This is a genomic window from Lentibacillus songyuanensis (genome assembly GCF_039548255.1).
Taxonomy (GTDB): domain Bacteria; phylum Bacillota; class Bacilli; order Bacillales; family Amphibacillaceae; genus Lentibacillus_C; species Lentibacillus_C songyuanensis.
The window spans coordinates 3,474-29,996 of record NZ_JBCLVH010000017.1; the positions used below are offsets into that span (position 1 = coordinate 3,474).

Genomic DNA, 26,523 nt, shown 5'->3' on the forward strand with positions numbered 1-26,523 from the left:
CGGCTTGCCAGTATTGGTGCAGAAACCATTGCTTTTCCCAGGGCGTGGCTGGATGAGGGGAGTTATGATTTTAGCTTTAGCGGCTTAAAATCATCGGTTATCAACACGATTCACAATGCAAAACAACGTGGGGAAGAACTGAAAAAGGAAGACATTGCTGCTAGTTTTCAGGCAAGTGTTATTGAAGTATTGACCGAAAAAACGTTCAAAGCAGCCATTCAATATGGGGTAAAGCAGGTAATTGTTGCAGGCGGTGTGGCAGCGAATAAAGGACTGCGGACCGCATTGGATAAGCGGTTTGCCAATAGCGATATCCCATTATTAACCCCCCCACTCAAACTTTGTACTGATAATGCAGCGATGATTGGTGCTGCAGGAGCCATTGTGTATGAAAAAGGCGAACGGGCAGGGTGGGATTTAAATGCCCGGCCAGGAATGTTATTAAGTTAATAACAGAATATCAACAGGGGTGTGGATAAATAGTGAACATCCTTTTTAAAATCTTATTTTGTGGTGTGGACAAAGATGTGGATAACCCGCATCGCGGTTGTGGATAGTGTGTATAAGTCTGGTTGATAGGGACGGATCCGGCGTCTTGGACGAGGATTCTTCCTTTGAAATGGATTATTGTAAGTATCTTTTGCTGGAAATGGGAAGTGAATCTCGTTTTTGTGAACATTTCCGTGATGGGACTATTTAGGTTATTCACAGGTGCACAATAAAGAAAAATTATTACATTATCCACAACCTTTATGCAAACGAATTTAAAGTAAGCCAGCAAGTCCACGGCATATCATTTAACGGAACAAAAGCGGAAAGCGCCGTTTAAAAACGTGGAGATTAGAGCGGCGTAACTGAGATAAAGGAAACATGCCCCTGCAACAGGAGTAGACGTGAGCCTGAGCGACAGCCCATTCTTAGTCGGCCTTCCTTTTGTCCCCTGAACCGATGTTGACTTATCACAGGACACGACGAGAAATCTCCTAGTTTTTGACGCTTGGAGCTGGGCGAGGCCGTCTATCTATGAATAGTTATCCACAGCCATAAAAATTTATAATTTCCTCTAATTTCCTAGACGATGAAAAAAGCACCAGGTAAACATTAGATCCTGGTGCCTATTTTCTTTAATCCTCCTGTAGATCCGTCCATTCTTCCATCAACTGCTCCATCCTTTCCTTGAGCGCACTCGTTTGTTTCGTTAAATCTAATGCTTTTTCATGATCCTGGTAAATTTCCGGTTCGGTCATTTGATGTTCCAAATTAACCAGATCTTCTTCCAGTTGTTCAATCGTTGTTTCCAATTCTGTTATCCTGCGTTCGGTCTTTCTTTGTTCACTCAGTCGCTTTTTTTCCTGTTGATAGGTTGTGGACGCTTTTTCCTTTCCTGTTTGAACGACTTCATCGGTTTGACGTAAGCGTTCACGTTCTGCCTCTTCCTGTTTTTTCTCGATGTAATAGTCGTAATCCCCTAAATAAACGGTAGCACCATCCCGTTGCATCTCGACAACCTGATCGGTAATTCTATTGATGAAATAGCGGTCATGGGACACAAATATAATCGTTCCGGGGAAATCGATTAATGCTGCCTCCAGCACTTCTTTGCTATCAATATCCAGATGGTTTGTTGGTTCATCAAGGACTAACAGGTTTGCTTGCTGCATCATGAGTTTTGCCAGCGAAAGCCTCGCTTTTTCGCCACCGCTTAAGGAATGTACCTGTTTTAACACGTCATCCCCGGAAAATAGGAAGTTTCCTAGAACAGTACGAATGTCTCGCTCGTTTACGCTAGGATGTTCGTCCCATAGCTCCTGGAGTATGGTTTTTGTTGGTGTTACGTTGGTCTGTTCCTGATCATAATAGCCAATTTGTACGCCGGTGCCAATTTGAATGGTTCCGTGGTTTGGCTTATATGTGCCGAGTATGGTTTTAAGCAGGGTAGTTTTCCCTACACCATTTGGACCGACCAGCGCAACACGGTCTCCCCGGTTGACGCAAAGATTCACATGTGAGAATAACGCTCGCTGCTCATCTTCATAGCGAAAAGAAACATCGTCCAGCTTTAGTACGTCATTTCCACTTCGGCGAGTGATGGTAAATGAGAAATTTGCGGAGGATTCATCACCAGCGGGTTTGTCCATTTTTTCCATCTTCTCTAACTGCTTCCTGCGTGATTGTGCGCGTTTTGTGGTGGAAGCCCGGACAATATTTTTTTGGATAAAAGACTCCATTCGCTTGATTTCGGTCTGTTGTTTTTCAAATTCCTTCATCTCTTGTTCAAAATTTAAAGCTTTTTGTTCAAGAAATTTGCTGTAGGTCCCATGATATTTTTTGGTTCGGTGATAGGAGATTTCGTAAACGATCGTAACGGTTTTATCCAGGAAATATCGGTCATGGGAAACGATGGTTACTGCTCCGGGATAATTGGTCAAATAATTTTCCAGCCATGCCAGTGTATCAATGTCGAGATGGTTGGTTGGCTCATCCAGGATCAACAATTCTGGTTTCATTAAAAGCAATTTCCCCAATGCCAGACGTGTTTTCTGGCCTCCACTTAATTCATTAATCGGTGTTGCATCATCATAATCGAGAAAATGGAGACCAGCCAGTACGGATTTAATATCTGTTTCATAGCGATATCCGCCACCAGCTTCAAATGCCTGTTGTTTGTTATCGTATTCTTTCAACAGCTGGTCATATTCTTTCGTTGACATGGAGGCTGCGTTTGCCATTTGCTCTTCCATACGCCGTAACTGTTTTTCCTGTTCCATTAAATGCTGAAAAACCGTAAGCATTTCCTCCCATATTGTTTTATCGGACTCCAGTCCAGTATGCTGTGACAGGTAGCCAATGGAAAGATCTTTCGGTTTGTGTATTTCTCCATCATCATACGAGAGCTCTCCAGCCATAATTTTCAATAGTGTTGACTTTCCTGCGCCGTTCCTCCCAACAATCGCAATTCGGTCTTTGTCTTGTATTTCCAGCTTTATATTAGATAAAATTTGCTCCGCACCAAAGGATTTGGAGATGTCATTTAACTGCATGATAATCATTTCGTTCACCTCATCCACAATAGTGTATCGTATTATTGGCATGTTAGAAAGGGGGATGGTTAAATCTCTCCTTTAACCGGGCACTTCTGCTTTTAAAATCTTTGTGAATTTAATCACGACTTATTGATTCTTTTCTGATAAACTAAGAGATGTAGGCAACGAATAGTGAAATGGGGTTGAGCAAATGGCAGATTTCACCCACTTTAATCAACAAGGTCGCGCCCGAATGGTTGATATAAGTGAAAAGGCTGAAACAGAACGGACAGCTATTGCAGCGTCTAGTGTAAAGGTCTCAGAAGAAATTTATCAAAAAATCAACGATAATCAAATAGAGAAGGGGGATGTGCTGGCGGTAGCACAAGTGGCTGGAATCATGGCTGCTAAGAAAACGTCAGACTGGATCCCTATGTGTCACCCATTGCCATTAAAAGGAATTGATATTACGTTTGATTGGCATATGGATGGGGGCAGGTTTGAATTATGTATTAAAGTATTTGTGAAAACAAAAGGAAGTACAGGTGTAGAAATGGAGGCACTAACTGCCGCTTCTGCAACTGCATTAACGATTTATGATATGTGCAAAGCGATTGATAAGGGAATGATCATCGGGGAAACTTGTCTTTTAGAGAAAAAAGGCGGGAAATCTGGGGATTACTATCGCGAACGGGAAGGAGAGTAAGATGGAACAGCATAAAATTCCACAAGCAACAGCAAAACGACTACCGTTATATTATCGATTTTTAAATAATTTACATCATCAAGGGAAAACACGGGTTTCATCGAAGGAATTAAGCGATGCGGTCAAGGTTGATTCCGCAACGATTCGACGGGATTTCAGTTATTTTGGGGCATTGGGTAAAAAGGGATATGGTTACAATGTCGAATATTTGCTTGGGTTCTTTCGGAAAACGTTGGATCAGGATGAGATGACCAAGGTTGCGTTAATTGGTGTCGGCAACCTCGGGACGGCATTTTTACATTATAACTTTATGAAAAACAATAATACGAAAATCGTCATGGCGTTTGACACGAATGCAAGCAAAGTAGGAACAGACGTTGGCGGGGTGCCTGTTTATCATATTGATGAACTGGAGGACAAGCTAAATGACGTCAAGGTTGCCATCTTAACCGTTCCAGCCAGTGAAGCGGACGGAATCACCGAACGACTTGTGGAACAGGGAATTGCCGGGATTCTTAACTTTACCCCGGCGAGGATTACGGTTCCAGAGAGTATTCGGGTGCACCACATTGATTTGGCTGTTGAACTGCAATCCCTTGTGTATTTTTTAAAGCATTACCCTTTGGACTAACGATGAACATCGCGTTAGTCTTTTTTTTGGGGATAAAATGAACAAATTAGGTTATGTATCATACAGTATATTAGTCATCTTTTGTTGAAACAGTTTATACATGGGGACAGCAAGATAAAGATGGGAAAAGGATTTGATTGGAAATGGCAGTTGTGCAGACGGGGAAGTGGCTTGAAGAATATCTCACGAAGAAGGAGAAGGAAACATCACGAGCAAAGATCAGAAAAATTCAGCAGGAGCAAATCAGTAAACGACTTATCTCCTATTTCCAACCTGCAACAGCGGCAGAGATTCATATGCATCTATTGGTAAACGGCCTCTTTTCGCCAAGTTCAAATGATAAAGCAATTATCCAATCATTGGTTGAAAATAAGTGTTGGGACACGATAAAGACGTTGCTTGCCAAGCTCCGTAAAGATTGGGACGGTCCAGATGTACCCGTGTTTATTTTCCCCTCTGATGAACAAAACCGGAGTCTCCAGACTGATTTTAATGGATTATCTGGTTTATCCTACGAAGATAAGGTTTTTTTATTCATTACCCGACACAATAAAAAAGTAGAGTTGGAGAAACTGCTGACACATGAATACAATCACGTATGCCGGCTCCAATATTTGAATAAGCGGGATTCAAAGGTCGATATACTGGATTCCATTGTCCTGGAGGGCTTAGCCGAAATGGCTGTTCAGGAGCGGCTAGGGCAGGAGCATATTGCTCGTTGGGCAACCATTTATTCATCTAGTACGGCTCAACGACACTGGGAGAAGTGGTTGAAATCAAATCTATCCGTGAAAAAAACACAGCGTCGACATGTTGAATTGTTGTATGGAAATGGCTTTATTCCAAAATGGGCTGGCTATAATGCGGGATATCATATGGTGTCGTCGTATATGAAAAACACCGAAAGAACGATAAAGTCAACATTGGATGTACCAGCGGAAACCATTCTTGAGATGTCGGATTTTTCAAGGTAAGATCAAAAAGTCCGCCATTGTAGCATAGCAGACTTTTTGATAACATTTTGTGGGCGAAAGGAAAGAGGAATTTAAACGAATAGGATTACCAGAAGAATAAAGGGCTAAATGCTGCGATGGCGGTAAGGGCGATTCCCGAGGCAAAACCAAGGCCGAAGCCGCCCCAGCCGCCACCCCAACCCCATCCACCATATCCGTAGCCGAATCCACCAAGATTTCTATTTCCCATTGGACGCAGGTATACATGGGTATTATTGACACGATCAATTACCCCACGATGTATCCGGCCATCCCTTGTTCTGATTTGAACAGGTCTACCAACACATCGCATGCATTGATGGTAATAAGGATTTACAGGCATCTTTGAATTTACTCCTTTCATGAACAATATTGATTTATATGATTGTGTGTATCTACAACAAAGGTGAAAAAACGAAGCATTCCACTGCTGTAATATTACCTTATGCAGTTATCCCCCTTCTGATTGGACAAAAAGCTCAATATTGCTTAAAAAACAGGAACGGGAAGTGAAACAATGGAAAGCTACACCTATCATGATTTACTGGCGTATCTCGGGGTGGGCGGGGCGCATCCGGGTGGCTTGGCAGTTACGAAAGAAATCTTACGGGATCTTCCTATTAAACCAACGGACCATATTCTTGATGCAGGTTGCGGGACGGGGCAAACGGCAGCTTATTTAGTAAACACATATGGTTGTCATGTAACAGCTATCGATCAGCATCCCATGATGGTTGAGAAGGCACGAGAACGGTTTAGCAATCAAAAGAACCAGGTCGATTTGCTGGAGGGAAATGTAGAAGCAATGGATTTAGAAACAGGATCGTTTGATTTCATTGTCGTGGAGTCGGTAACCGTCTTCACCACTATTCGAAAGACGGTGAACGAATACGCCCGCCTTTTGCGTAAGGGCGGTATTCTCCTTGATCTGGAAATGACTGCAGGCTTCCCTTTTGCTAAGGAAGAAATCGATGAATTCCAATCATTATATGGTATACGAGAGGTCCCGGGACAAGCGGAATGGATGCAGCTGTTTAAAACGGCCGGATTTCACACTGTGGCTATCGTCAAGGAACATACGGTTGCTGAAGCGGTAAATGAGGAGTCTTTTCAGGCCGATGCGGTTTTTGACCAGGAAATAGACTTATCCGAACCACTTGATCCTGTGTTATATGAAATTTGGTTTCAGCATCAAGCGTTAACACAAAGATTTGCCGATGTATTAAAATATGTTGTGTATAAGGCGGAATTATAAGCTTTAAAAAACAAGAAGGGAGAATAATCACCCCTTCTTGTTTTTACGTGTAAGCCGAAAATGAATCAGCATTAAGCGTATGGAGACACCAAATTGGAGGGTAGCAATGATTGCCAGTATGATTGTGGAAGTATTCCAAATGGTATCGTTAGCTGTTAATGTTGCAATATACGTGAATAAAAGTCCCATTAAAAAGTAAATAATGGACATTACTTTCGGTGATGGTTGCATAATATCCTCCAAACATAAAGCTTTTTCAGGTAGGTTTGTTACAGTGTTTAATGCATGCCGATAAGAATCATTTGGGCTTTATCGACTTGCTCCATCATTTTTTCAAGTTCTTCCGGTGAGAACAGAAGCTGAATCATGACGGAAACGGTGTTGAGTGTCATATGTATCAGGATGGGTGCGATAATCCGCTTGGTTTTTACATAGACAAACGCAAATACAAAACCCATGGAGGCATAAACAAGAATATGTTCCGGTTCCTGATGAATGATCGCAAATATTAAGGCAGATAATAAAGCGGCGAAAAAGAAGTTCATCCGTTTATAGAACCAGCCGAAAATGATTTTCCGAAAAATAATCTCTTCCAGAATGGGTGCAATCAATGCTGGGATGATAACAAATAAAGGATAAGAACGTGATATTGTGATGATCTGATCCGTGTTTTTGGAGTCAACAGTAATCCCAAACACATTCATTTCGATCAGTGTTGCAATGTATTGAGAAATGTAGGCTAACACAATACCAGCAACTATCCAGGCGATGGTGGTTCCCCAATCGGTTGTGTTGCGGTCTTGACTTGCTTGCATAGCGGGTTTCATTAACAATAAGGTAACCACAAGCCCTACGATAAAGCTGAAGATTGTCCAGTAAATCGATATGTTTATTTTGCTAAAGGGGGTAAGGGCGTGTATGAGTGGGACAGCAATGATAACCGAAAATTGCATGACAATATAGGTTAGAATGACGTACCAATATCTTCTCGTCAAAATAAAACGACTCCTTTTGTATGTAGTGAGATCATAATAGTGTATGCGTTGATTAAGGTATCTATTAGCGGTATTTTCAAAGACCTATTCCATATCTTAGCATATTTTTCTCTTTGGTAGTAATGATACTGTCGCTTGTGTCGATTTTTGTCAATCAAAGGAAGTGAAAAAAAAGTAGACAATGCTTGCATTTTTTTGCTGTATTATTTATTATATTAAGTGGAATTAGCACTCACCATCAATGAGTGCTAATAAATCAAAAATACATTATAGAATCGAATTAAGGAGGTTGTCTACATTGATCAAACCACTAGGAGATCGTGTTGTAATCGAGCTTGTTGAACAAGAAGAAAAAACTGCAAGCGGTATCGTACTTCCAGACTCTGCTAAGGAAAAACCACAAGAAGGGAAAGTTGTTGCTGTCGGTTCCGGACGTGTAACCGATAATGGGGAAAAAGTAGCCCTTGAAGTGGCAGAAGGTAATTTGGTTATTTTCTCTAAATTTGCAGGTACGGAAGTGAAATATGAAGGCACTGAATACTTAATTCTTCGCGAAAGTGACATTTTAGCTGTTATTGGCTAAAAATTTATCGTATACAAATTTAAGGAGGGCATTTAAAGATGGCTAAGGAAATTAAATTTTCAGAAGACGCTCGCCGTGCAATGCTTCGCGGTGTTGATACATTAGCAGACGCAGTTAAGGTAACATTAGGGCCAAAAGGTCGTAACGTTGTTTTAGATAAAAAATTCGGTTCCCCATTAATCACCAATGATGGTGTAACGATCGCGAAGGAAATCGAATTGGAAGATCACTTTGAGAACATGGGTGCACAGCTTGTATCTGAAGTAGCATCTAAAACAAATGATGTTGCCGGTGATGGTACAACAACGGCAACAGTACTTGCCCAATCCATGATTCGTGAAGGCTTGAAAAACGTTACATCTGGTGCTAATCCTGTCGGTGTTCGCCGTGGTATCGAAAAAGCGGTTGAAGCAGCTGTTGCAGAATTAAAAACCAATTCTAAGCCAATCGAATCAAAAGAATCCATTGCTCAAGTTGCTTCTGTTTCTTCTGACGATAAAGAAGTGGGTAACCTGATTTCAGAAGCAATGGAACGCGTTGGTAATGATGGTGTTATCACGATTGAAGAATCAAAAGGTTTCAACACAGAATTAGAAGTTGTTGAAGGTATGCAATTTGATCGTGGTTACGCATCTCCATACATGGTAACTGACCAGGATAAAATGGAAGCAGAATTAGAAAATCCTTATATCTTTATTACAGATAAAAAAATCAGCAACATCCAGGAAATCCTTCCTGTACTTGAACAAGTTGTACAACAAGGTAAGCCACTTCTTTTAATTGCGGAAGATGTGGAAGGGGAAGCACTAGCAACATTAGTGTTGAACAAGCTTCGCGGTACATTCAATGTTGTAGCTGTTAAAGCACCTGGGTTCGGTGACCGTCGTAAAGCAATGCTTGAAGATATTGCGGTATTAACTGGTGCGGAAGTTATTACCGAAGACCTTGGTTTGGATCTTAAAAACGCAACGATTGAACAATTAGGCCGTGCTTCCAAAGTTGTTGTTACGAAAGACAATACAACCGTTGTTGAAGGTTCTGGAAATCCTGAAGCAATTTCTTCCCGTGTGACACAAATTCGTGCTCAAGCAGAAGAAACTACTTCTGAATTTGACAAAGAAAAACTGCAAGAACGTCTTGCTAAACTATCTGGTGGCGTAGCAGTTATCAAAGTTGGGGCTGCAACCGAAACCGAATTGAAAGAGCGTAAACTTCGCATTGAAGATGCTTTGAACTCTACTCGTGCAGCTGTTGAAGAAGGTATCGTTTCTGGTGGTGGTACAGCACTCGTCAACGTATACAACAAAGTTAACGGATTGTCACTGGAAGGTGACGAAGCAACAGGTGCTAGCATCGTTCTTCGTGCACTGGAAGAACCAGTACGCCAAATCGCGCACAACGCTGGTCTGGAAGGATCAATCGTTGTTGAACGCTTAAAAGGTGAAAAAGTCGGTATTGGTTTCAATGCGGCAACTGGTGAATGGGTAGACATGGTTGAAGCTGGAATTGTTGATCCAACCAAAGTTACCCGTTATGCATTACAAAATGCTGCATCCGTTGCTGCTATGTTCCTTACAACGGAAGCAGTAATTGCTGACCAGCCAGAAGAAAATGCTGGTGGCGGCGGAATGCCTGATATGGGCGGCATGGGCGGCGGAATGCCGGGCATGATGTAAAACAGCCCATCAACCATTAGTATGACAGGCTTTTAAAATAACATGTTCATGTTTTTGTTCATGTTTTATCGTAAATGTTTTTAGAGAGGCTTTCCATGAGGTTACTAAACCTTGTGGAAGCTTCTTTTTTTATTCCTTTTGTCATGTGTGCATATATATCCATTGTGGTATTAATATCACTATGCCCTAAACGTTCTTGAATTTCTTTGATGTGTACGTTAGCTTCAATTAATAAAGATGTGTGAGTATGCCGGAATGAATGAGGTGTAACATGCTTTTTTTCATCATCCTTTTTATCTTTATTAATCATATTAAGCAGCCTTTCCATACGCATGCCCACAAGTCTTATTGTTTTAGGGTATCCCTCGTTAGTTGCAAAAATAAAGCTTTCATCCTTGTAGAATGGTTCATTTTCTTTCTTAATTTCATCTTGTTCATGTTTATGTTCAAGTAACAGATTGACAACAATTTCATCAATGGTTATTGTTCTTATAGACTTATCTGTTTTAGGTGTAAGTAATTGGTATGCTTTCTTGTTGTTATTGGGGTTGTAGTATGTTTTAGATACTCTTAGTGTGTGGGCTTCAAAATCAATATCAGACCATTTAAGCGCAAGTAATTCCCCTATACGCAAGCCAGTATATGCCAATGTGGTAAACAGTAATAGATCACTTTCTAAGCCATTATTTTTAGCCATTAATAGAAATTCTTCTAATTCCTCTTTTTCAAGGAATTTATCCCGAATGGATTCATTTTCTATATCATGGACAGTCTTTTTCTTCTTAGGTAGTTTTATTTTTTCAGTAGGGATGCCTTGAATTAAGTTAATGCCATGAGCATACTCGAATACCATATTTGCGCTTGTGTGGATACTTGAAACATAATTCCTGCTAAACTTCTTACTTATTTCATCTATGAAAGCTTGGTATTCTTGCTTATTGATACTTTGTATTGAATCGTTGCCAAACTTGGCAATAGCATGCTTAAGAGCCTTATTCCTTGCCCTTACACTACTTTCCTTAGCATCCACACTGTAATGCTTTTCCCATTCCTTGGTTAGATCCTCAAAAGTCAATGCAGAAGGTTCTATATATTCCCCTTTGTGGAATTGCCTTTCAAACATTGCCGCTGCTAGTTGTGCATCTTTCTTTGTTAAAAATCCCGATTTACTTACTTGTTTATCATTACCAGTGATGGGATCTTTACCGGCATATGCACGATAAGCCCATTTTTTGCCACGCTTATAGATGTATGCCATTGTTATTTATCCTTTTTGTTAGGTTTTTTAAAATAATCATTTACCTTTTTATTTTTGATAGTATCTTTTATATCCATGAATTCCTTATCAGTATAGGCAATTTCATTATCCCTATCGAATTGTTTTATTTCATATTTACGTAATAGATACATTTCAATCATTGAATTAATATATTTTCTATCATTATCATTCAAAATAATGGACTTATACATTTTCTTGTTATGTTCATCCGTTAAATGAAAGTACAGATCATTAACAGGGAAATCTAATTGCTTTTGATGACTTAAACCATCCTTATTAACTATATTAAATAAATTTAAGCTAGGTGTAGAGTTACTTAATAGGTCGAAAAAGGAAGAAGTCACTTCGTTTATATCTTCTTGTATTTTATCTTTATCAGATTCGCTTGTTGCAGTTTCTCTTTCATGTATAAGTTGGTTTAATTTCGCTAAGCCATGTTCTTGTGCAGCTATTTCTTTCTGTAATTCTTCCCTTGTTTTAGCCGCACCAAAATACATGGACTTTAATCTATCTGTTTTACTTTTAATTTGTTCTAACAATTCATGGTTATCCTCATCATAAACCGAATCAGTAGTAACATTCCTTAAATTTTCCCATTCGTTCGTTAATTTGTTTATATTAGCTTCTAGTGCAGTTAAATCCTCAGTATTATCAGCAATCATGCTTCTTTTTAAAGCAATTTCTTTCCTTGTATTTTCACGTTGTTTATATAAATTTTCATCTATTACACCAGCTAAATATAATATATATTCATGTTCAATGTTTAAACCATCAGCCAATTTCTTTAATGTTTCAGATTGTGGTAAAGCTTTTAGCCGCCCATTTTCAATCATTGAAATGTAACTTTTCGTAAAGCCAGTTTTGTCCCCGAGTTGCTGCAAGGATAAGCCTTTATCATTCCTTAATTCCCTCATATTAGAACCAAATGATTCCTTGTCCATTTCTTTCCCTCCTCATCAATTTTAACGATATAGTTATATTATCATATTATATAGTTAAATAAAATTGAACACAACTCTTGACAGGGTATTATTACCATGTTAAATTATACTTAACGGTTAAATAAAAATTAACCAAGGGAGGGGAGAAAATGAATAACATAAAGAAATACCGAGAAAAAAGTGGGTTAAAGCAAATTGACCTAGTTAGAAAAACAGGTTTAAGTAAAGCGGCCATTTCCCTTTTCGAAAACGGAAAAAGCACACCATCCATGAATAGTGCTTATAAGATTGCCAAGGCATTAGATGCAACTATTGATGAATTATTTATCTTTGAAGTTAAAGAAAAAGTAACTTAAGGGGGTGATGCAGTTGTTTAATGTTCAGGTGGATGAAAAGACCGTCAATAACATGTTAGAAAAAGCAATTAATGAACGTGTGGACGAGTTAGCAAAACAAAAGTATTTCATGACATATAACGAATTAGCCGAGTATTTGAACATAAGCAAGCCAGTAATTGAAGATAGGCTAATTAAAAATGGATTGAAGTATTACAAGGTAGGTAGCAAGTATCTTTTTAAACAGTCAGAAGTAGATGCTTTCCTTGACGATATGACAGCAAGCATGACATCCACAAACAATGATATAAAATTCTTTAACAGATTAAAGGAGGTAAGCCAATGATCTGTACAGATTGTGGAAATTCCATAAAGAAGAATCAAACATATTACAGGTTAAATAATAGCGGTTCTACCTTTTGCAGTAAGAATTGTGTACACAGTGCTTATAAGGGATTTTATTCAGATCAGCATATCAAGAAAGGCATACAAGCATTTTCAAGATACAAATAGGAGGTGTTAAGTTGATAGAGTTACCAAGCATAACAATGTATGATGATGAATCTAAAAAGGAAATAAGTGTCACGTTAGATATGCAACAAAAAGCAGTAGAAAATCATAACAAGATTCTTACAAGCGCAAATGTAATAGTAAACGCAGTTTATGATATGGCAATCTCTTTAAAAAGCATGAGGGATGACAAATTGTATCTTGCTTATGGTTGTAAATCCTTCAGACAATATTGTGATGAACAATTACAGATAAGCAGGGCGCAGGTATATAACTATATAAACGTACTCGAACACTTTGGAGAAGAAGGACTAAAAGAAAAAGGACATTATGGAATTACTAAGCTAAAACAGATTGAAAAGGAATCAAAATCTAAAGAACGTAGACGAGAAGAACTTTATAAATGTACGGTTGAAATAGGTGAAATAGCCCGTTCCTTTATAAAAGACACCAGAGAATTTGCTAAAGAAATTAATGTGACAGGAACAGACGAAGAAGTGATTAATGGTGTTTTCGATTTCTTTGATAAACATAAGAAAGATTTAACACCACATAAGTTTGATAGGTTCATGGATAGGGATATGGCACTTAATTTGATAGATGTTTCAAGAAAAGATCCAGATGAAGTTATGGCAAGTGTAGACCATTATTTTTAAAAGTTGTCTACTAACTAGACAGATTTTATAGGAGGTCAATAAATGATAAGTAATCGCAATAAGTATCAGCTATACCTAAAAGCATTTAATAAAAAAGTAACACATTACTTTCAAGAAAATGTTATAGACGACAATTTTAAACAGGTTATCTTCTATGGTGTAAAAGTAGTCAATGGAAGCCCGGAAACTAAAACACATGATGATGACTTGGCAATATTTAACACAATTTCAGCATTAAAAGAATTAATCAAACAGCTAACACCGAATGAATTTATGAACATGTTCCCGGTGGACAAAGACTTTAAAGGCTATAAATACGAAATGAAAGATTATTATTCATCAATGGAATATATAAATACATTGGATCTAAACAAGCCAATAGGTGATAACGTGCTAATGCTTTTAGGGGAATACATGAACAAAGATATACACAGATTTTTTGTAAAAAGTGTAATAAGTTTAAGCCATTTAAGACAGCATGAGGGGCATATTGATATGTTTGAGGAGTTTATGGCAGCACAAGGCATGGAAACACCTAACACATTTAAAAACACTAAAGGTGAAGCAATGTATGTAAGGAATGGAAAGCCGCAGACGATAGGTTTTAAAACAAATAAATTAGAGTTAGTTAAATAGGAGGTTATACAGATGATAAAAAACATTAGAAGAAAGGTAGCAAATGTAATCAGCCCGGAAAAGTCGCATAGTTATCCATTTGTAGAATTGAATTGGGCAACACCGGAAAGCGAAAATAAGCGTTCATTAGAAAGAGCACACAAGAAATTTAAGTTAGAACATGGTAGACCTGCAATTGATGATGCAGAAGCATGGAAATGGGATAGAGAACAGTTAAACGTATCACTTAAAGAGTTGGGGCTTGAACTAGCAAGTACAGAATTTATTCCCGAACATTTTATAGAAAAAGAAAATACCCCTAATTCAAAGAATCAAGGGTAACAGCTTGGATGTGGTGCAGGGTTGCCGCCCATATGCACCACTTCATATAAAAATATTCTATTTCTATTATACCAAAGAACGCAAGAAAAATACAGCTTGGAGGTGATGCTTCTTGCAAACAATCACAGAAAAAAGTGTTATACCGAATGAAATAATAAACCGTAAACAGTGGGCTTTGAGCCATAATAAAGCACCGTATCAAACGAATGGGGAAAGGGCATCCTCCACAGATGTAAGTACCTGGACAAGTTACGAAGATGCTATTAATAACAGCAACCATGTAGGATATTTCATATCTGAACATGATCCATATACAGTGATAGATCTTGATGATTGCATCATAAATGGTGTTATTACAAAAGAAGCTAAAAGCATTGTAGAATCAGTAAACAGCTATACGGAAATATCACAGAGCGGAACAGGGCTTCATATTTTCGTTAAAGGTAATAAGCCCGGTAATCGTTCCAAAAACTCAAAAAAAGGCTTTGAAATGTATGATAAAGAACGCTTCATAGTTACAACAGGCAATCACTTGGAAAATACACCATTAGAAATAAATGAAAATCAAATGAACATTGATTATTTATATAGTATGTACTTTCCAAACAAGGAAACCGAACACAAGGAACATGTTCAACAATCACCGCCTATGTCAGATGAAGAAATATTAAAGATAGCCCATCATGCTAAGAATAGCGATAAATTTAAGGCTTTGATGAATGGGGATATATCAGCTTATGGAAGTCATTCAGAAGCAGACCAGGCACTATGTAACATGTTGGCATTTTATACGCAAGATGCTGCACAGATTGAAAGGATATTCCTTGATAGTGGGCTTTATCGTGAGAAGTCAGACAGGGCAGACTATATGGCTAGAACGATAGAAAAGGCAATAAATGACCTTACAGCGACTTATCAGAAGCAAGATTTTAAATTACATGTGAATGATAGCAATACCGATACACCTAAACTTATTCTTACTGAAAAAGATACCGTTAAAAAGCTTCTATACAATTTAAAGGAAATTTTAAGATGTGATCCTGCACTTAAAGAAATTGGATTTAATGAATTTACACAGGAAGTGACTGTAAATAAAGAACCTATCACAGATGATTTTATTGCAAAAATCAGATATAGGATTGATTCAAGTTATCTAATAACATTCACTAAAGATGATGTGATAGACATGTTGGGACTACTTGCTAGGGAGAGGAACTCTTATCATCCTATTAAAGAAATAATAGAAGATAGGGCATGGGATGGACAGCTAAGAGCAGAAACTATATTAATTGATTACCTTGGCGCAGATGATAACGATTATACACGATCCATAACAAGGAAATGGCTTGCAGGTGCAATTGCTAGAATTTATGAACCGGGCATCAAAATGGAAATAGTACCAGTTTTGCAAGGTAATCAAGGAATAGGTAAAAGCACAATAGCCGCAAAACTTGGGAAAGGGTTCTTTGTTGATAGCTTGGCATCCTTGGGAAATTCAAAAGATGATTATCAATTATTAATAGGTTCATGGATTGTGGAATTAAGCGAATTATCAAGTGTAGGCAGTACAAAAGTTGAGAAGATGAAAGGGTTCATAAGCGCACAATTTGATAAAATCCGTTTACCTTATGGCAGGGTAACGCAAAATTACAAGCGTACTTGTGTATTCATTGGAACAACCAATACAACGCAATTTCTTAATGATTTGACAGGGAACAGAAGATTTTTCCCTATACCATTGAAAAACAAGCCCACACTTGATGTATTTAACCTTGATGATGATACGGTTCAGCAGATATGGGCAGAAGCATATCAGCTATATAAGAATGGTGAAAAGCTATTCTTAAATGAAAATGATGAAGAAGTAGCAGAATTATACCGGGATGCTGCAATGGAAGAAAATCTATTCTATCAAGAAATAGAAGATTATCTAAATATGAAAGTACCTAAAGAATGGAATAATTTAAGCCCGCACGAGAAGAAAGCGCACTTTGGTAATTATAGACATCTTGGAAAGCAAAAAGGTACAGAGGATATGGACAGAACGACAGCAAAAGAGATTGCCTATATTCTTGATCTTGATTCCACAAATAGAACAGCGCAGTCACAAATGAAGAAAATTAATTTATACATGGATAACCTAGACGGTTGGGAAAAGAAATCTGTTTATATGCAAGGTAAAACTGTAAAAGGGTTCAAAAAAGTTAAGAGTTAGGTTTTTGGTTAGGTGCTTCAAGCTATGTCACATAAGGGGTTGAGGGTAAAACCTAACTTCTAACCATGATTTTCAAACTTTCAAAAGTAAGGTTTTTATAAGAAGTGTGGGCAACATAGGCAAAAGAGTTAAAATCCCGGTTAGGAATTAGAAAAGTGTATTAAACCATTGATATATATGGTGTGGACTACTTAACTATAAACCTAACTTCTAACCATAAGAAAAGTTGGGAGGTGTAGAAATGAAAAACATAAACTATGTAAAAATCAAAATTATAGAAGAAGAAACACCGGAAAGAGCAGAATATGAAATAAATGATTTTATTGAACATTTGTTGTCAAATATACCAAGTAGAAAGGATGTGAACAAATGGGCTTATTTAACAAGATATTTAAGTTTTTACGTGAGCCAGTAGAAACATATCGAGCAGAAGTAATGGCAGGCGGTTCAACATTTACCCCATTCAGTGGTAATGCCTATGAATCCGACATATACAGGGCTGCTATTGATGCCATTGCAAGAAACGCTGCAAAACTAAAAGGGAAACACATTGTATATTCAAAACACAATAACAGACGATTACAAGGGGATCACTACCTTAATCGAATATTACAGGTAAGACCGAATCCATACATGACCGCATATGACCTAGTATATAAGCTAGTAACTCATTACTATTTGCATAACAATGCCTATGCTTTCTTACAAAAGGATGATAGGGGATATTTACAAGCTATGTATCCATTATCCCCAGTGAATGTGGAATTTGTAACAGATCCCACAAATGAAATGTATTTGCGCTTCTTATTTTCAAGCGGTGAACAAGTAACGCTGCACATGTCAGAAGTATTGATATTAAGGCGATTCTATAATTCTAATGATTTGCTAGGTGATTCTAATACAGCCATTATGCCTGCACTAGACTTGGCACATACGCAAAATGAAGGGCTAGAAGAATCTATTAAAAGTAATGCAACCATTAGAGGGATTTTAAAATATAATCAAGTGCTTTCCCCCGAAAAGCTAAAAGAAGAAAAGGAAGCTTTCATAGAAGATTATTTAACAGTTAAGAATCATGGCGGTATTGCTGCATTAGATAGCAAGGCAGAATATACACCGTTAAATATGCAAAATACAACAATAGATGATAAACAGCTTGAAAGTGTAAAGAAGAAAATCTATGAATATCTTGGAATTAGTGAATCTATTGTAAATAGTACCTATACAGAAGATGAATGGGCTGCATTTTATGAATCAGTAATAGAACCATTATCATTGCAATTCAGCCTGGAACTAACAGACAAGCTATTTACAGAAAGAGAGCAGGCCTTTGGCAATACTATCATATTTGAATCTAATAGATTGCAATTTGCTTCAAACGACAGCAAAACAAACATTCTAAAGGAATTAGTACCGCTTGGGCTTCTTACAATCAATCAAGGACTAGAAATATTGAATTTGCCACCAGTTGAGGATGGAGATAAAAGGCTTCAAACATTGAATGTAGTTAATTCTGAATTAGTGGATCAATACCAAGGAGGTAAAAGCAATGAACAACAAAACAATGAAAGAAACTAGGCATATAGAAATTAGAGCAGAACAATCCGAAAGTAAAGAAATGGTTATTACAGGAACACCGATAATATTCAACACACCAACAAAAATAAATGATCCTATGGGGCAATATACAGAGGTAATACAACGCAATGCCCTTGATGGTGTAGATCTAACAGATACTAGGCTTCTTGTAAGCCATGATTATAATAAAATTCCATTAGCAAAAACACCAAAAACCATGGAATTATGGACAGATGAAAAAGGCTTAAATATGAGGGCGATATTGCCCGATACAGAAGAAGCCCGCTCCGTCTATACGGCAGTAAGCCGGGGCGATATGACAGGTATGTCATTCAGTTTCACATGTGATAGAGATGGGCAATCCTATGATGTGGAAAAAAGAACAAGAACTATATCACGTATCAATAAACTGTATGAGTGCAGCATTGTAAACTTTCCTGCATATCAAACAGCATCAGTTGAAGCAAGAAACCAAATGCAAGAAGCCGAGCAAGAAGAAAAACGGAAAGAGCAAGCAAAAATTAAAATTAATCAATTATTGAAAAGGGGTATTTAACTATGAATTTCAAAACAGTACAAGAAGCATTTAACTATTATAGAGGTCAGTCACTAGAGGTAATCGAATCACGAGCGCAGGAAATAAGCAAGGTTATTGATACAGATGCAAACGCAGATGTACAAGCATTAAACATTGAATTAGATGGATTGAAAGAAGCTAAGGCAAACATTGAACAACGCAGCCAGAGCAATCAAGGAACGCAATTCAATCCAGTAACAGGAACAAGCTTCAACCAAGGACAAAACGTTCCTACTGATAATGTATTTGAAAGCCCGGAATACCGTTCAGCTTTCTATAAAACAATGCTAGGGCAATCCTTAAATGATGTGGAACAACGTACATTTAATGCTGCTATGGATCAACAGGATAAAGAAAACCGAGCAGATAAATTTAACACAACGACAAACAGCGCAGCGGTATTGCCAACGCAAACATTAAACGAGGTTATCAAAAAGGCACGTACAATGGGTGGACTTATTGGGCATGTAAGAAACTTCAACATTCCTACTAACATTAGCGTACCTATTGGAACACCGAGCAATAAAGCAGAATGGCATGAGGAAGGTAAAAAGGTAGACAGTGAAAAGGTATCAACAGCAGCAGTTGAATTTAATGGCTATGAGATTATCAAGGTATTTTCCATTAGTGCAGCAGCTAAGAAAATGACTGTACAAGCCTTTGAATCTTATCTAATTGAAGAACTTACTAATTGTGTAATGGAAACCATTGCAGATGCACTTGTTAATGGTGATGGAGATAAGAAAGGCACAGGGATTGATGCAGGCATTACATGGGATGAATCCAACAGCCTAGACCTAACAGGCAAGTACACAGACTTCACAAGCGCACTTGCTAAGTTAAAGCGAGGATATGCAGCAGGGGCAAAATTCGCAATGAATAACGCTACTCTTTATAACAAGGTTTATAGCTTGGTAGATGATAACAAGCGACCTATCTTTATTGCAGATCCTAAGAATGAATCAGTAGGGCGCATTTTAGGTAAAGAGGTTGTTATTGATGACAACATTGCAGATGATACTATCATCCTTGGTGATTTCAATTACATGGGTTATAACATGCCACAAGGTTTAATGCTAGAAACATCAAGAGAATCAAGCTTCAAGAGTGGGCTTGTAGATTACAGAGCAATGGCTATTGCAGATACTAAACCATTAGTAGATGAAGCCTTTATTAAGTTGACACCAAAAGCAGGGGCATAAAACTATTAGGGGTATCAGTGACAATGCTGGTATCCCTTTGTTTATAAGGAGGACATACAATGTTGATTGATATAGAAGAAGCAAGAGATACCTTAAGAGTTGATGGACAGGATAACGATCCAATCATTCTACCATTACTAGAATCAATACCAAGCTACCTGGAAGCAACGACAGGCAGGACATGGCTAGATGATGATAAGGTTCATCCATTAGCGCAAACAGTAACTAAGTTTATATTACAATTATGGTTTGATCCACAAGGACAAGACAGCGTAAGACTTAAGAGAACTATTGACACATTGCTTGTTGCACTCACAGCAGTAGGCAGGGGAATGTAATGGCGCATGATTATGCTAAGGACTTCTACACAAGTAAAGAATGGATCAAGTGCAGGATAGGATACATGCTATCACAGAACTATGTATGTGAAAGGTGTGGGGATGCTGCAAAGATTTGCCATCATAAGATATACATTACACCAAGTAACATACATGATCCTAACATTACATTGAATTGGGATTTACTAGAAGCACTATGCCAAGATTGCCATAATGAAGAACATCATAAAGCATCAATCACACAAGATGGACTAGGATTTGATGAAGATGGAAACCTTGTACAAAAATATGTACCCCCTATTGGCTACTAGGAAAAGCGGCTAAAGAACCGGTGCAGATACCTTTCTTTTCCTCCATACGATATTTTATATAAAGGGAGAGATAAGTATTTGCTTATATACAATAATAAGACGATAAGAAAAGGTGATATACCATGACAAAGAAAAAGAAACCTATCATTTCAACCGATATGAGGAAAGTTAAAAAGTTATTGAAAGAAATCCCGGAAGATAGGAAACCTATTGCACAAGGGCTATATGAAGAACTTGTATTCATGCAAAATACTATGAAGAACCTTAAGGAACAAGTAGAAACAGATGGGGCAGTAAGCATGTTCAAGCAAGGTAAGCAGGAATTTTTAAGGGAACATCCTGCACTAACAGCATATAACAAGACAATCCAACGTTATACGCAAGTTTACAAGCAATTCATTGACCTATTGCCAGTAGCAGATGAAAAAGATACTCAAGATCCGTTAATTGACTTCTTAGAGGATAAAGCATAATGAACTATGTTCTTGAATATTGGAAAGCTATACAAAGCAATGATGTAATAGTATCTAAAAGGATATATAGGCAATATGAAAGGCTTGTAAGTGAAATAAACGAATCAGAGAAGTATATATTTGATGTGGACAAGGCTAATAAACCAATTAAATTTATAGAAACGTTTTGCCGACATTCTAAGGGTGAATGGGCAGGAAAGCCAGTTAAATTGGAATTATTTCAAAAGGCTTATATTGCTGCACTCTTTGGCTTTATTGATAAGGAAACAGGCATAAGACGATTTAAAGAAAGTATGTTCTATGTAGCACGTAAGAACGGAAAATCCACAATGTTGGCAGGAATAGCCCTTTATATGTTCATTGCAGATGGTGAGGGTGGCGCAGAAATATATAGCATTGCTTCCAAACGTGACCAGGCAAAAATATTATTTGATGAAGCCCACAATATGATAAAACAATCAGCGCATCTTTCTAAGCATATACGCAAGCGTAAAAGTGATTTGTACTTTGGGCATACAATGTCAAAATTCATGCCACTTGCCAAGAACAGTAATACACTTGATGGCTTGAACAGCAGCCTTGTGGTTATTGATGAATTACATTCTATTCAAGACCGTAATTTGTATGAAGTTATGAAGCAATCACAATCAGCAAGACAAGATCCATTGCTAGTAATGATAACAACAGCAGGAACGACAAGGGGCAATATATTTGATGATATGTACGAATACGCTTGTAATGTTGTAGATGGAACGTACCAAGATGATAGCTTTCTACCTATCATGTATGAATTGGATGAAAAGAAAGAATGGACAGAGCAGGAAGCATGGCAAAAGGCGAATCCTGCACTAGGCAGCATTAAAAAGTTTGATGATTTAAAGCGTAAAGTTGACAAGGCAAAAAACAATCCTAATGACCTTGGAGGACTTCTTACAAAAGATTTTAATATAAGGGATACCGTTAATGCAGCATGGCTTACTTTTGATGATATAAACAATGAAGAAACCTATAATCTTGATGATTTTAAGGGAAGTTATGCCATTGGTGGTGCAGATTTATCCATTACTACTGATTTAAGTTGCGCTACACTTCTATTTGTAGATAAGGAAACAGAAAAACGCTATATTCATCAGATGTATTGGCTTCCACGTGATAGCTTTAATGAAAGGGTACAGATTGATAAAATCCCTTATGATAAATGGTATGAACAGGGCTTGTTGCGCTTATGTAATGGAAATACCATCAATTATGGTGATATTACAGCTTGGTTCATGGAAATGTTAGAAGAATATAGCATTACACCTTTATGGATCTATTATGATTCATATAGTGCTAGGTATTGGGTTGAAGAAATGGAACAGCATGGCTTTAAAATGGAAAGATGTATCCAAGGGGCTAGAACTCTTTCATTGCCTATGCAGCAGATGGGGCAGGATTTGAAAGCTAAGAAAATCAATTATAATAATCATCCTATGCTTAAATGGTGCTTAACTAATACAGGTGTGGAAACAGATAGGAACGGTAATATTGTACCGATTAAGGCGCAAACAGCAAAAATGCGAATAGATGGAACAGCTTCAATGCTAGATGCTTATGTAGGCTTGTTTGAACACTATGAAGAATTTTTAAGGGCATTATAGGAGGTAAAATAATGAATGGAATTGTATTTACATTAGAATTTGATGATGATGGCGCAGGCAGTAGGGCAAACGGTTATCTTGAAAAGGGATGGAAGCTTATTCATGTAGGTACAAAGGTTGCCGACATATATAATGGACAGATTTACTATAATACAGCTTATGTTGTAGGCGCAAACCAAGAACAATATAAAGCCTACCTAGAGGAAGAACCAAAAAGCTTGTTAGATGATATTTAGGAGGTAAAAACAATGGCAGATTATAGAACATCATATCACTTTAAGAACCGCATAGAAATTATTGAGGAAAAGCCGGGAGGTTCACCATTGCCGGACGATAAAGAAGAAGTATTATTTTCTAAGGCATGGGCAGATATTAGAACCATGAAAGGTAGAGAGTTTAACATTGCCAAGCTTGCAGGTAATGAGGGAAAATCACGCTTTATCATCCGTTATATGAAAGGTATTAAGGCACACATGAAGATAAAATATAAGGGATTGATTTATGAAATAGAAAGTATCACTAATGATGATGAAAATAACTACACTATCACAATCATTGGTAATGCTATATTAAACAAATAACAAACCGCCTTTATAACAGGGCGGCTTTTTCTTGCATAAAAAAAGAAGCCACAAGCAGTGACTTCCAAACAAGAAATTATAATGAATTAAAAAATAAACCAACAAGCCAGTTAAAAATAACTGGTTATTTTAATTTTAGGAGGAATGATTATCACATCCCTTTCCTAATATTGTAGCTACACCTATATTATATCATGTTTTATGTTATAATGGTAGATACAAAAGGCAACACGCCATATAATTAGGTGACATGTACAATGTTCATGTTTTGTTCATGTTAGGGTTTAATTTACAGCTTTTTCATTGATAAGCTAAAATGTAAAAGGTTGATTTAGTGGGGTTTATAACCTATATTTGTTCATGTTTTATAGGTTAAAGCATGCCGGGCATGATGTAATCCAAATTAAATAGTGATTGCTATGACGGGGTTTGTCTAACGACAAACCCCGTTTTTATGAAAAAGTAACAAAAAGGTAACATAAATAAAGAGAAAGAAACAATCACATGCAATTAATTAAAACAAAGTATGCTTCAAACAATGAATATAACAACTCCACGCAGTTTAAAACAACTCTCCAAATTAACTCCCATGATTCTGTCGAAAAAAGGTAATGTTAAAACCCTTGTTAAAAATTTTTACCTGCCATATATCCTAAATTGATGAAAGCATTTAAAACCTTGGCATATAGAAAGTGTTTTAATTTACGGCAAACAGTATGAAAATTATAAATTTTTTGTAAATGTAAAAGATAAATTGTTATAATTATATTAGGAGGAGCTTTATTCCGTTAACGGACCATTTAATTGGGCAACACACTTGTAGATGGAAGTGTGCTAATTTTGAAGAAATAGGTTGTTTCACTGAATTACGGAAGGTGGGGTAAAAATGTACGGTGAAACACTTCCAGGGTGGTTTTGGATAATATATTACTTATTTTTGTTTATCACATTAGGGGTAGTAATAGTTAGCCTTATTCGAAAAAGAAATATAGTAATGTCCTTGCTTTCCATAGTTTTTGTGATTACCGTTCCGATATTAGGTCTTTTAATAGTATTGGAAGGGGAGAAGGTCTAAATGAATTTGAACATTTATTTATCCAATTACAGCAAGGTGCGGTTTGGTCTCGTTATGTAGTTGTGGGGTATTAATTTTATTGGTTTGGTGGCTTATTTTCTTATTACAAACTTATAAAAAACGGAAATAGCTTATTCAATTAACTGGCGCAGTTGAATAAGAGTGTATTCATTTGTTGGGCCAGATTGTGAAGCAACACAGTTATGATAAAGGAGAAGCAAAAATGAAGCGCATAATAAGATAGGCCAATGAAAACGATATATCTGGTTTATGCGATATTAGAAATAATAAAAGTTTATTCACAAATTGTTTAAGGCAATTTGCCAAAAGGGAAGTATATTTAGTAATTACTGAACTAAATGGGCTTATATTGGGCTTTGGAGTCCTTAAATTAAAAGGTGCTTTGCTTCCTAAATTAAGTGACCTTTATGTAAGAGAGGATTACGGAATGAGCGGGCGCTAGCGTCCTCCCCCGGCTCCCTCAATTATAAAACCTATGAAAAATAGGTCAACCAGTCCAATGACTAGTTGACCCTATAATAGCTCCAATACCGCAATACCAGCTAATAGCTGTCAACATTTAAAGGCTTTGTTTGTCAAACTAAGCTAGAAACCTGCCTACATCCATATAGATCATAAATACTTCCAACGGTGTCTGGTAGTCCAAGGATTTTTTGGATACTTGGTTCTTGCCTGTCGGTTGCTGAAGCGATTGGTGTAGGATTTTTTAAATTGGGTATAATAATTATGGATATCTCAGTGAGAGATGAAAACATGAACTATTGGTAATGTGATTGAGTTTGACGATTGACCGGCAGCTATTTTAACCGAAACCTCTGTCTGATAAGGACAGTCTGTTGGTTTCACATTGGCAGACGTGACGAAATATCTTTTTCTATCATTCTCAACTTACATTACAAAGATTTTAAAGGAGATGAGACTTTGACTATTGATAATAATAGTTTTATTCTAAATGATGGCTCAGTGCTTCCCCTTGTGGGATTAGGCACAATCGGTATTAACGGTGATCAGGGTACATTTGAAATTTTAAACGCCTTAAACACAGGATATCGTTTAATCGATACTTCAACAAACTATAACAATGAAGGTATTGTCGGTGAAGCTGTGCGTCGATCCGCACTACCCAGAGAAGAAATTTTAATCAGTGCGAAATTGCCTGGCTCATACCATGAATACGACAAAGCATTTACCATTATCCAAGAATCGTTACGTCGCACTGGATTAAAATATTTTGACAAGTATTTAATTCATTGGCCGAATCCCAAAGATGGCAAATATGTAGAAGCTTGGAAGGCTTTAGTGGATGCTCAAAAACAAGGATTAATCAGAACCATCGGTGTTTCTAACTTTGAACCGGAACATCTAGATAACATTATCGCCGAAACAGGTGTGACTCCAGCTACAAACCAGGTGGAGCGTCATCCGTATTTTAATAATAACCGTATGGTTGAAGAAGATGAAAAACGGGGTATTCTTACTGAAGCCTGGAGTCCTTTTGGTCGAGGTTATCTGAATGACGTGCTGAAAAATGCCACAATCAAAGAAATTGCGGATAAATACGATAAAACTCCTGCACAGATTATTTTAAACTGGAACTACCAGGCCGGTGTATTTGCTATTCCAAAATCGAGTGATCCAATGCATCAAAAAGATAATATCAATAGTACTAACTTTGAATTAGCCCCTGCGGATATTGAAACAATTGATTCATTGGATAAAGGGGAAGCCGGCCGTGTAGAAGGGCAGGATCCCAACGAATATCACGAATATGTATAGACAGGACACTATATGAACATCGTATTGTATTCGGTCCATGAAGGCACTGCTGTTTCTGATATATCGTGTGTGATGTTTATTTCAAAACGAAATGCGATCAGGAGATAGTAAAAAGCAGAATGTAAGGTATTTTGCAAGCTTATTGTAATGAACAAATCAAAACTCATATAGGTTACAACAATTATCTGTTATATTAG

Annotated in this window: 30 protein-coding genes; 24 read left to right on the forward strand and 6 right to left on the reverse strand. The window is 37.4% G+C overall.

All coding sequences use genetic code 11. The features are described 5' to 3' along the window. Positions 1–450: Kae1-like domain-containing protein (locus WMZ97_RS15325; RefSeq protein WP_449826328.1), on the forward strand; the 450-nt coding region annotated here is incomplete at its 5' end. Between the two features lie 674 nt (positions 451–1,124). On the opposite strand, the gene WMZ97_RS15330 is transcribed toward WMZ97_RS15325, so the two are convergent. Continuing rightward, positions 1,125–3,050: an ABC-F family ATP-binding cassette domain-containing protein gene (locus tag WMZ97_RS15330; RefSeq protein ID WP_343272964.1), complete on the reverse strand. Its 1,926-nt coding sequence runs from the start codon at positions 3,048–3,050 to the stop codon at positions 1,125–1,127. A gap of 184 nt (positions 3,051–3,234) precedes the next feature. On the opposite strand from WMZ97_RS15330, the gene moaC reads away from it, so the two are divergent. The 3 genes from moaC (at position 3,235) to WMZ97_RS15345 (ending at position 5,334) form a co-directional block, all read left to right on the forward strand. After that, entirely contained in the window at positions 3,235–3,729 is a 495-nt protein-coding gene (gene moaC, locus WMZ97_RS15335) for a cyclic pyranopterin monophosphate synthase MoaC (RefSeq protein WP_343272965.1), read from the forward strand. 1 nt (position 3,730) lies between these two features. After that, on the forward strand, positions 3,731–4,360 hold the full coding sequence (locus WMZ97_RS15340; protein WP_343272966.1) for a redox-sensing transcriptional repressor Rex: 630 nt from the start codon (positions 3,731–3,733) through the stop codon (positions 4,358–4,360). 143 nt (positions 4,361–4,503) lie between these two features. Next, positions 4,504–5,334, forward strand: a complete 831-nt coding sequence (locus tag WMZ97_RS15345; protein WP_343272967.1) for a DUF2268 domain-containing protein — start codon at positions 4,504–4,506, stop codon at positions 5,332–5,334. Between the two features lie 85 nt (positions 5,335–5,419). Here the strand turns inward: WMZ97_RS15345 and WMZ97_RS15350 are convergent, their stop codons facing one another. Beyond that, complete coding sequence (locus tag WMZ97_RS15350) at positions 5,420–5,695, reverse strand: hypothetical protein (protein WP_343272968.1); 276 nt, start codon at positions 5,693–5,695, stop codon at positions 5,420–5,422. A 174-nt stretch (positions 5,696–5,869) separates the two neighbouring features. Between WMZ97_RS15350 and WMZ97_RS15355 the strand changes: the two genes are divergently transcribed. Continuing rightward, positions 5,870–6,607 (forward strand): class I SAM-dependent methyltransferase, encoded by a 738-nt coding sequence (locus tag WMZ97_RS15355; protein ID WP_343272969.1) that lies wholly within the window; start codon positions 5,870–5,872, stop codon positions 6,605–6,607. Positions 6,608–6,634: 27 nt separating this feature from the next. Here the strand turns inward: WMZ97_RS15355 and WMZ97_RS15360 are convergent, their stop codons facing one another. Both WMZ97_RS15360 and WMZ97_RS15365 read right to left on the reverse strand, forming a co-directional pair. Beyond that, positions 6,635–6,838 carry a YdiK family protein gene (locus tag WMZ97_RS15360; RefSeq protein WP_343272970.1) on the reverse strand — a complete coding sequence of 68 codons (204 nt, stop codon included), beginning with the start codon at positions 6,836–6,838 and terminating at the stop codon, positions 6,635–6,637. A gap of 47 nt (positions 6,839–6,885) precedes the next feature. After that, a complete protein-coding gene (locus WMZ97_RS15365; protein ID WP_343272971.1) occupies positions 6,886–7,602 on the reverse strand; it encodes a CPBP family intramembrane glutamic endopeptidase in 717 nt (238 codons plus the stop codon). A gap of 298 nt (positions 7,603–7,900) precedes the next feature. Here WMZ97_RS15365 and groES point away from each other — a divergent pair, with 298 nt between their 5' ends. Together groES and groL are read left to right on the forward strand one after the other, a co-directional pair. Next, positions 7,901–8,185 (forward strand): co-chaperone GroES, encoded by a 285-nt coding sequence (gene groES, locus WMZ97_RS15370; RefSeq protein WP_343272972.1) that lies wholly within the window; start codon positions 7,901–7,903, stop codon positions 8,183–8,185. A gap of 38 nt (positions 8,186–8,223) precedes the next feature. Next, a complete protein-coding gene (groL, locus tag WMZ97_RS15375; protein ID WP_343272973.1) occupies positions 8,224–9,861 on the forward strand; it encodes a chaperonin GroEL in 1,638 nt (545 codons plus the stop codon). A gap of 58 nt (positions 9,862–9,919) precedes the next feature. On the opposite strand, the gene WMZ97_RS15380 is transcribed toward groL, so the two are convergent. Both WMZ97_RS15380 and WMZ97_RS15385 read right to left on the reverse strand, forming a co-directional pair. Continuing rightward, on the reverse strand, positions 9,920–11,119 hold the full coding sequence (locus WMZ97_RS15380) for a site-specific integrase (RefSeq protein ID WP_343272974.1): 1,200 nt from the start codon (positions 11,117–11,119) through the stop codon (positions 9,920–9,922). Positions 11,120–11,121: 2 nt separating this feature from the next. Beyond that, the gene (locus WMZ97_RS15385) at positions 11,122–12,081 is read right to left on the reverse strand and encodes a helix-turn-helix domain-containing protein (protein ID WP_343272975.1); all 960 of its coding nucleotides are present in this window, start codon (positions 12,079–12,081) and stop codon (positions 11,122–11,124) included. Positions 12,082–12,230: 149 nt separating this feature from the next. Here WMZ97_RS15385 and WMZ97_RS15390 point away from each other — a divergent pair, with 149 nt between their 5' ends. From WMZ97_RS15390 to WMZ97_RS15470, 17 genes are all read left to right on the forward strand, one after another. Further along, positions 12,231–12,437 carry a helix-turn-helix transcriptional regulator gene (locus WMZ97_RS15390; RefSeq protein ID WP_343272976.1) on the forward strand — a complete coding sequence of 69 codons (207 nt, stop codon included), beginning with the start codon at positions 12,231–12,233 and terminating at the stop codon, positions 12,435–12,437. A 13-nt stretch (positions 12,438–12,450) separates the two neighbouring features. Further along, positions 12,451–12,762, forward strand: a complete 312-nt coding sequence (locus tag WMZ97_RS15395) for a helix-turn-helix domain-containing protein (RefSeq protein ID WP_343272977.1) — start codon at positions 12,451–12,453, stop codon at positions 12,760–12,762. Between the two features lie 178 nt (positions 12,763–12,940). Continuing rightward, the gene (locus tag WMZ97_RS15400) at positions 12,941–13,582 is read left to right on the forward strand and encodes a hypothetical protein (RefSeq protein ID WP_343272978.1); all 642 of its coding nucleotides are present in this window, start codon (positions 12,941–12,943) and stop codon (positions 13,580–13,582) included. Between the two features lie 42 nt (positions 13,583–13,624). Continuing rightward, entirely contained in the window at positions 13,625–14,218 is a 594-nt protein-coding gene (locus WMZ97_RS15405) for a hypothetical protein (protein WP_343272979.1), read from the forward strand. A 12-nt stretch (positions 14,219–14,230) separates the two neighbouring features. Next, complete coding sequence (locus WMZ97_RS15410) at positions 14,231–14,539, forward strand: hypothetical protein (RefSeq protein ID WP_343272980.1); 309 nt, start codon at positions 14,231–14,233, stop codon at positions 14,537–14,539. Positions 14,540–14,651: 112 nt separating this feature from the next. Continuing rightward, complete coding sequence (locus WMZ97_RS15415; protein WP_343272981.1) at positions 14,652–16,754, forward strand: phage NrS-1 polymerase family protein; 2,103 nt, start codon at positions 14,652–14,654, stop codon at positions 16,752–16,754. A 241-nt stretch (positions 16,755–16,995) separates the two neighbouring features. Then, positions 16,996–17,169 (forward strand): hypothetical protein, encoded by a 174-nt coding sequence (locus WMZ97_RS15420; protein ID WP_343272982.1) that lies wholly within the window; start codon positions 16,996–16,998, stop codon positions 17,167–17,169. After that, positions 17,124–18,332 (forward strand): phage portal protein, encoded by a 1,209-nt coding sequence (locus WMZ97_RS15425; RefSeq protein WP_343272983.1) that lies wholly within the window; start codon positions 17,124–17,126, stop codon positions 18,330–18,332. The genes WMZ97_RS15420 and WMZ97_RS15425 overlap by 46 nt, the downstream gene beginning before the upstream one ends. Further along, positions 18,304–18,888 (forward strand): HK97 family phage prohead protease, encoded by a 585-nt coding sequence (locus tag WMZ97_RS15430; protein ID WP_343272984.1) that lies wholly within the window; start codon positions 18,304–18,306, stop codon positions 18,886–18,888. Before WMZ97_RS15425 ends, WMZ97_RS15430 begins: the two co-directional genes overlap by 29 nt. A 2-nt stretch (positions 18,889–18,890) precedes the next feature. Then, positions 18,891–20,111, forward strand: a complete 1,221-nt coding sequence (locus tag WMZ97_RS15435; protein WP_343272985.1) for a phage major capsid protein — start codon at positions 18,891–18,893, stop codon at positions 20,109–20,111. 59 nt (positions 20,112–20,170) lie between these two features. Further along, positions 20,171–20,449: a head-tail connector protein gene (locus tag WMZ97_RS15440; protein WP_343272986.1), complete on the forward strand. Its 279-nt coding sequence runs from the start codon at positions 20,171–20,173 to the stop codon at positions 20,447–20,449. Next, the gene (locus WMZ97_RS15445; protein ID WP_343272987.1) at positions 20,449–20,760 is read left to right on the forward strand and encodes an HNH endonuclease; all 312 of its coding nucleotides are present in this window, start codon (positions 20,449–20,451) and stop codon (positions 20,758–20,760) included. Before WMZ97_RS15440 ends, WMZ97_RS15445 begins: the two co-directional genes overlap by 1 nt. A 122-nt stretch (positions 20,761–20,882) precedes the next feature. Next, positions 20,883–21,233, forward strand: coding sequence for a hypothetical protein (locus WMZ97_RS15450; RefSeq protein WP_343272988.1), 351 nt, complete (start codon positions 20,883–20,885; stop codon positions 21,231–21,233). Further along, complete coding sequence (locus WMZ97_RS15455) at positions 21,233–22,873, forward strand: terminase large subunit (RefSeq protein WP_343272989.1); 1,641 nt, start codon at positions 21,233–21,235, stop codon at positions 22,871–22,873. The genes WMZ97_RS15450 and WMZ97_RS15455 overlap by 1 nt, the downstream gene beginning before the upstream one ends. 11 nt (positions 22,874–22,884) lie before the next feature. Further along, positions 22,885–23,109: a hypothetical protein gene (locus tag WMZ97_RS15460; protein WP_343272990.1), complete on the forward strand. Its 225-nt coding sequence runs from the start codon at positions 22,885–22,887 to the stop codon at positions 23,107–23,109. A 12-nt stretch (positions 23,110–23,121) separates the two neighbouring features. After that, positions 23,122–23,454, forward strand: a complete 333-nt coding sequence (locus tag WMZ97_RS15465) for a phage head closure protein (RefSeq protein WP_343272991.1) — start codon at positions 23,122–23,124, stop codon at positions 23,452–23,454. Between the two features lie 2,017 nt (positions 23,455–25,471). After that, a complete protein-coding gene (locus WMZ97_RS15470; RefSeq protein ID WP_343272992.1) occupies positions 25,472–26,326 on the forward strand; it encodes an aldo/keto reductase in 855 nt (284 codons plus the stop codon). The last annotated feature ends 197 nt before the right edge of the window (positions 26,327–26,523 follow it).